The sequence below is a fragment of the Mesorhizobium sp. WSM4807 genome, assembly GCF_055811615.1.
In genome coordinates this window covers 1-5,478 of the sequence record NZ_JBVVQY010000074.1, presented here as the reverse complement: position 1 = coordinate 5,478, position 5,478 = coordinate 1, and the positions used below count along the sequence as shown (strand labels likewise).

Below are 5,478 nucleotides of genomic sequence, written 5' to 3'. Positions count from 1 at the left end.
GGAACCCGAGGGCCCGAGGAGCGAGAGGAACTCTCCCGGCTTCACATCGACGGATACATCCTCGACTGCCGTGACCGGTCCGTAGCGCTTCGCGATTTTGCGGACGGTGACTCTTTCACCTTTCATTGTGCTCCCACTCTGGTATCCGGACTTTAACGCAAATCGCGCCAGCGTCCGCCAACGCTCACGCCACATTGGCACACAGCCCCTTCGTCAGCTCCAGCGCCTGCCGCTCGAACAGGCGGCGGTAAATACCGCCGTCGAGCCGGATCAGCGCCGCGTGGTCACCTTCCTCAATCATGCGGCCGTGGTCGAAGACGAGCAGCCGGCCAAGCGCGCGTATCATCGAGAGCCGATGCGCAATGACCAGCGTCGTCCTGCCGACCATCAGCCGTTCCATCGCCTTTTGGATCAGCACCTTCGATTCCGAATCGAGGCTTGAGGTCGCTTCATCGAGGATCAGGATGGGTGCATTCGCTAGGAAGGCGCGTGCGATCGCTACCCGTTGGCGCTCGCCGCCGGAAAGCTTCAGGCCGCGTTCGCCCACCAGCGTGCCATAGCCCTTCGGCAGGCGTGCGATGACATGCTGCGTTCTTCCTCGTTCCATGTATCGCGATCTCACCCACGACGTAGATAGTGATCGGCAGCTCCTGCTGCCTCGCGAGGAAGGGAGCTTCAACAGTCGTGCCAACTGCGCAGAAAGAATCTCGAAATATTTTCTATATGCTATTCAACTGCTTAAATGAGGTGCAGCAGGAAGTCCAGAAAGCCGGGCCGACCACCACCGCGTCGCACACTCGACAAACCCGACAGTACGTCTCGGTCGCCCAGCGTCTTTCCAGGAATGGCGGACAGGATTCCGATCGCACCCCACGGCGCGGTGTAGATCACGGTGCTTGCCACCATGTCTCCGGCCGAGCCGGAAAGCGCGTCTTGCCGCAGGCTGATGACCCGGACTCCGACAAGCGGATTATAGCATCATCATCGGAAAGGTGCCGACGACCTCGGTGCGCCGCTTGATCTCGCCATTGAGCCGCTGATCGGGTTTGTGCTGTGCAGCGTGGCGCGATGTTCCTTGGGGAAGCTCAGCCGCCGGTCAAAGTTTGTGCGCGCGACCTTTTGGAAGCGAGCGGGTGCTGGGCATTCTCCATCGAGCAGGGCAAGCTTAGTTCTCCACCTGCGACGCGCTCGACATGCGCGCGATCTAGGGGCGAGCCGGCGTACGCCGTCGTCCGCGCCTCGGCGTCCGGCTTCTCCCAGCCGGGTGGGTTGGGAGGCCGCTCGCTGTCCTCCTCGGCAAATCGCAGCTTCAGTTGCATGTCGCTCCTCCTTGTCGTCGGGCGGCGACTCGCCGCGCCGCTCAAGAAGAGCATCGGTTTCGAGGCGCAGGTGCAGAAAGTCTGCAAGCCGCCCAATGCCCTGATGACGTGCCGGCGAGGCGGTGGAACCACCGCCCGCTGCTGGAAGATCCGTGCACGCCACGGGAATGTAGGTCCGGCTGCCGTTCGGCAATTCCATCAGCAGCAGCGGCTCGCCGCGGCGCTTAAGCCGGCTGACTGCGGCTAGAGCCCGCCCCTCCAGCGCATGGCCAGCGCGGGTGATCATCACGCACGCTCGGAGGTCCTGGTGACGGGGCAGTCTGGAGATGTTTCGTTCGACAACATCAGTCATCACCACCTACTGGAGAGATTGCGCAAAACTGGTCGGGCAATTCCTGAAAGCCGGTGTACCGTCGGACGGCAGTTTTTTCGTACAGACGCTGATACCCTCAGGGCGGGATCCTCCCACCGTTGCTCGCCAAATCGCGCTCAGCGCAATCGAAGAGCGCTGTGGACAGTTGACGTACCATCGCAGCAAGACCCAAGCCCGGCGTAAGTGACGGGTTAAAGGCAGCAAAGAGCGCGCGGGAGAGCGGCCGAACAGCTGGTCTGCGTGTTCCAATCCGTGCGCTATGCCGATAACTTCGTGGTTCTGGTCTCGGGAACACAGGCGGATGCCGTCGCGGAGAAATCCGCGCGATCTGGAGGGAGTTTCTGCGCAAGCTGACCCGGCGGGGGCTCAAGCTGGTCGTCTCTGACGCCCACGAGGGCACCAAGGCAGCCGTTCCAGGTGCTGTGCGCCACCGGGCAACGATGCAGGATTCATTTCGCCCGCAACGTGCTCGGGCATGTCGGCAGGAGCGGTGGCCGCGTGACTTCCGCCTTCATTGCCGGCGCGTTTGCGCAGGACACGGCCGAAGCCGCAAGCCTGCAATGGCGCGCCGGGCCGACCAGATCCGGCGGAAGGTGCCGAACATGGAGCAGGAGCCATGAGCATGCAGGCTGGGCCGCTGCAGTTCGTTTTGAAGGTGAGGCTGGCTCACCGGTAATAATAATGGTTTGGCTTCTGTGAAAGACAATCAGTCCATCCGCTAAGCTGGTATGCTGGCTCATTTGAATGATGAGACAATTTTTTCAATTTCTGGAACGCCTCGCTTGGCCATCATCTCTTCCAGATCACGCAGGGCTGACATCGTAGCAGGTACCAGCGCGCGCAAAGCATGATCACTGACTGGTCAAACTGGCGTCCCTTGAAGGCCGCAACCTCCGAAATTGCTCGACGGGCTCCGTACCAGACTGCCGGTACCAAATCGTTGCAACAGATCCTTCAAATAAATTTACAGAATCTTTGCGACCCGCAGACCACTGACAATGATAGCTTCACCGCAACGTCTGAGGTCAGTGACGGAAAAAAAGCTGATGCCCGTTTGCGCTCAGACCGCCGCACAGCACGCAAACAAGGATCAATGCGAATGGCAAGAAGAGCACTCATCATGGTTGAAGGCCACAGGCGTATGGGACTGCTATTCGTCCAAGCGGCCCAACGTCTTGGTCTTCACCCAATTACCCTGTCGGCTGATCCAGCTCGGTACAACTATCTTGCGTCGGAAAGCATCGAGACAGTCCGTGTCGATACAGACAATCTCGATGCGCTGATCCACGAGTGTTCCCGAATACGGGCGACCTATGACATTGCTGGCATTACGGGCGCCGAGGAGGAGGTGTATGCGACAGTTGGCAAGCTCTGCCGGTACTTCGGTCTACCGGGACCGAACCCCGCATCGGTTGAGCGATGCTGTGACAAATTCGCTCAGCGTCAGCTCCTCGCGGACGCCGACGTTCCAATACCTGCTTATCGCTCGGCAGCGAATGCGACGGACGTAGAAAGCTCTGCCGCGGAGATCGGCTTGCCGGTGGTCCTGAAGCCAGCCATAGGCACCGGTAGCAGCGGCGTCCGATTGTGCCGGAATGTCGAGGAGTTGGCCGAACATACTACCTATCTGTTGGGCGGGAAGCACATATGGCGATCTTCGCCGAGGATACTGGTCGAAGAATTCGCCCAAGGGCCATACTATAGCGCTGACATAATGGGAAATGAGGTCATTGGGATTGGCACCGCTGAGTTCGGCCGCCCACCGCATTTCATTTTTCGTGAGAGCACCCATCCGGCCCCGCTGACTGATGACGAGTATAAGCGTATCGCCGATGTTTCGCTGAGCTGTTTGCAAGCTCTCGGCCTTGGCTGGGGGCCAACGAACGTTGAACTGCGGTGGACGACGCGTGGCCCAGTCGTCATTGAAGTCAATCCGCGTCTTGCGGGCTACCCCAATCCTCGACTGGTTCAACTGGCTTACGGTCTCGATCTCATCACCGAGCACATCAAGCTTGTCATTGGCGACGAGTGGAATTTGCGCAGAAGGCATTCGCACACCGCGGCCGCGCGGAACCTAATTCCTGATCGCGATGGCACCCTCGATTGGATCGGTGGCGACAGTCAGGCGGCTGCTATATCAGGTGTCGCCGAGGTCAAATTGTATGTTGAACCCAAGGCGCCGATCGTCAGGAAAGGCTATTACCTAGACACGATGGGATGTGTGATCGCCGCTTCCCCCACCCTTGCTCAGACCGAGGCTATACTTCAGCGTGCCGTCGACTTGATCAGTTGGTCGATCACACCATTTCCGACCCTCGGCGAACAAGGGGAATCAGCGGACCTGACTTCCCCGCACCAGCGCAGGTGACCCCAGGTGATCAGCGGCACAGCTTCTCGACCTCCAGCTTGAGGTGCGCGCCTGAGCACGGCGGCAACGGACTGCCTCATACGCCCGGCCCGCTACGACAGGTCAGGTCTGAACGACCGTTACGAAAAGTTTGATAAGGGATAACGAACATGGAAAAGCATATGACCTACCAGATGAGTAACGCCCACTCCTTACCAGAGCTTGAATCACACTTCAGCGAAGATTACTTGCATTTTGGCGATACGGTCAATTCGCCGGAGAGAAGCGACCGGGAAGTAGGAGCAATTTGGGAGCTTCTTTCACTTAGTCCAGGCAGCTCAGTTCTTGAACTCGGATGCGGTTATGGTCGGATAACCAACCGGTTGGCGGAAAAAGGAGCACGGGTAACCGGACTGGATATGTCGGCGATCTTCTTAAAAAAAGCCGAAGCGGACGCGGCCGAACGCAGGGTAGATGTTGAGTATCTGCTTGGCGATATGCGCTCACTTCCCTGGAGAGATCGCTTTGACGCGGCTTTTCTGTGGTACACGACGTTTGGCTATTTCGATGAAGCGGATAATGAGAGAGTTCTTCATGAAGCCGCTTCTTCACTTCGAAAAGGCGGGCGTTTGCTAATCGATCAGCTCAATCGTTTCGCTTTTCTACGCGACAAGTCGCCTACCTACGAGGTCCTGCAGAATAATGACGATCTAAGAATCGATATAACAAATTACGATGCACTAACCGACCGTCGAAGCACCGAGAGGATCGTCGTGCGCAATGGATGTGTAAGACGAACGCGTCTTTCTGTCAGACACTATGGATTTTCTGAATATGTCCGCATGTTGCGAAGCGCGGGATTCGAGACTGTTGAAGCCTATGGGCTGGAAGGTGGAGAGTTCACACCCTATGGCCCCCGCCTCGTGGTTGTCGCGTACAAATAACGGGGCGTTCAACGCGATGGGATGGTGACCGCCTTTGCGGACAAAAAAATCCCGCCGATCCAACCGCCAGCACGAAGTGTCAGATTCCCTTGCGCCGCGTAAGTTTTCTGAGCATTTCTCGGGCCGCATTGTGGCTGGGCACCCCCGAACTCCGCCATCCGTGACGCCCTTCTGATGCGCCGCGCCATTTCGATAGCGATATCGGCGAGCCAGCCCTCGTCTTCACCAAGTTCCTGGGCAACAAGCGCGATGGTTCGCACGGAATGGATTTTGCTGATGTGCATTGTCAGGCCGCGATTGCGGCGGGCTTGGATCGCCAGTTCGACGGCAACAACTCGTCGAGTCGGCGGGCCGGGTGCTCGGCAACGCGTGCAAGCACATCGGCAAGCCAGGCTGCCGGATCGACATCGTTGAGCTTGGCCGTTTATGCCGCGCGCCGAACTATGCCGAGCGGGCGCGTTTCCTCCCACGTTTTTCATGACTTAGCCGCTGCAG

Annotated in this window: 7 protein-coding genes and 5 pseudogenes; 4 read left to right on the top strand and 8 right to left on the bottom strand. The window is 58.6% G+C overall.

What is annotated here, in order from left to right:
- The 5 genes and pseudogenes from AC0L3N_RS33490 to AC0L3N_RS33470 all read right to left on the bottom strand — a co-directional run.
- Positions 1 to 126 (bottom strand): annotated as a pseudogene (locus tag AC0L3N_RS33490) (ABC transporter ATP-binding protein); the annotation flags it as partial.
- A 58-nt stretch (positions 127 to 184) separates the two neighbouring features.
- Positions 185 to 622 carry an ATP-binding cassette domain-containing protein gene (locus tag AC0L3N_RS33485; RefSeq protein ID WP_473551926.1) on the bottom strand — a complete coding sequence of 146 codons (438 nt, stop codon included), beginning with the start codon at positions 620 to 622 and terminating at the stop codon, positions 185 to 187.
- A 116-nt stretch (positions 623 to 738) separates the two neighbouring features.
- Positions 739 to 906 carry a hypothetical protein gene (locus AC0L3N_RS33480; protein ID WP_473551925.1) on the bottom strand — a complete coding sequence of 56 codons (168 nt, stop codon included), beginning with the start codon at positions 904 to 906 and terminating at the stop codon, positions 739 to 741.
- Positions 907 to 985: 79 nt separating this feature from the next.
- Positions 986 to 1,083, bottom strand: a pseudogene (locus AC0L3N_RS33475) (transposase); the annotation flags it as partial.
- A 2-nt stretch (positions 1,084 to 1,085) separates the two neighbouring features.
- The gene (locus AC0L3N_RS33470; protein WP_473551933.1) at positions 1,086 to 1,319 is read right to left on the bottom strand and encodes a hypothetical protein; all 234 of its coding nucleotides are present in this window, start codon (positions 1,317 to 1,319) and stop codon (positions 1,086 to 1,088) included.
- Between AC0L3N_RS33470 and AC0L3N_RS33465 the strand changes: the two genes are divergently transcribed.
- Positions 1,318 to 1,566, top strand: a complete 249-nt coding sequence (locus AC0L3N_RS33465; protein ID WP_473551931.1) for a hypothetical protein — start codon at positions 1,318 to 1,320, stop codon at positions 1,564 to 1,566. The genes AC0L3N_RS33470 and AC0L3N_RS33465 overlap by 2 nt on opposite strands.
- A gap of 455 nt (positions 1,567 to 2,021) precedes the next feature.
- Positions 2,022 to 2,297 (top strand): annotated as a pseudogene (locus AC0L3N_RS33460) (transposase); the annotation flags it as partial.
- A gap of 167 nt (positions 2,298 to 2,464) precedes the next feature.
- Here AC0L3N_RS33460 and AC0L3N_RS33455 read toward each other — a convergent pair.
- A pseudogene (locus AC0L3N_RS33455) lies at positions 2,465 to 2,541 on the bottom strand (IS6 family transposase); the annotation flags it as partial.
- A 250-nt stretch (positions 2,542 to 2,791) separates the two neighbouring features.
- Between AC0L3N_RS33455 and AC0L3N_RS33450 the strand changes: the two are divergent.
- Together AC0L3N_RS33450 and AC0L3N_RS33445 are read left to right on the top strand one after the other, a co-directional pair.
- Positions 2,792 to 4,060 (top strand): ATP-grasp domain-containing protein, encoded by a 1,269-nt coding sequence (locus AC0L3N_RS33450; RefSeq protein ID WP_473551928.1) that lies wholly within the window; start codon positions 2,792 to 2,794, stop codon positions 4,058 to 4,060.
- A gap of 161 nt (positions 4,061 to 4,221) precedes the next feature.
- The gene (locus AC0L3N_RS33445) at positions 4,222 to 4,983 is read left to right on the top strand and encodes a class I SAM-dependent methyltransferase (protein WP_473551922.1); all 762 of its coding nucleotides are present in this window, start codon (positions 4,222 to 4,224) and stop codon (positions 4,981 to 4,983) included.
- Positions 4,984 to 4,991: 8 nt separating this feature from the next.
- Here AC0L3N_RS33445 and AC0L3N_RS33440 read toward each other — a convergent pair whose 3' ends face one another.
- Both AC0L3N_RS33440 and AC0L3N_RS33435 read right to left on the bottom strand, forming a co-directional pair.
- The gene (locus AC0L3N_RS33440) at positions 4,992 to 5,267 is read right to left on the bottom strand and encodes a hypothetical protein (protein ID WP_473551919.1); all 276 of its coding nucleotides are present in this window, start codon (positions 5,265 to 5,267) and stop codon (positions 4,992 to 4,994) included.
- Between the two features lie 2 nt (positions 5,268 to 5,269).
- Positions 5,270 to 5,407 (bottom strand): annotated as a pseudogene (locus AC0L3N_RS33435) (transposase domain-containing protein); the annotation flags it as partial.
- Positions 5,408 to 5,478: the final 71 nt, after the last annotated feature.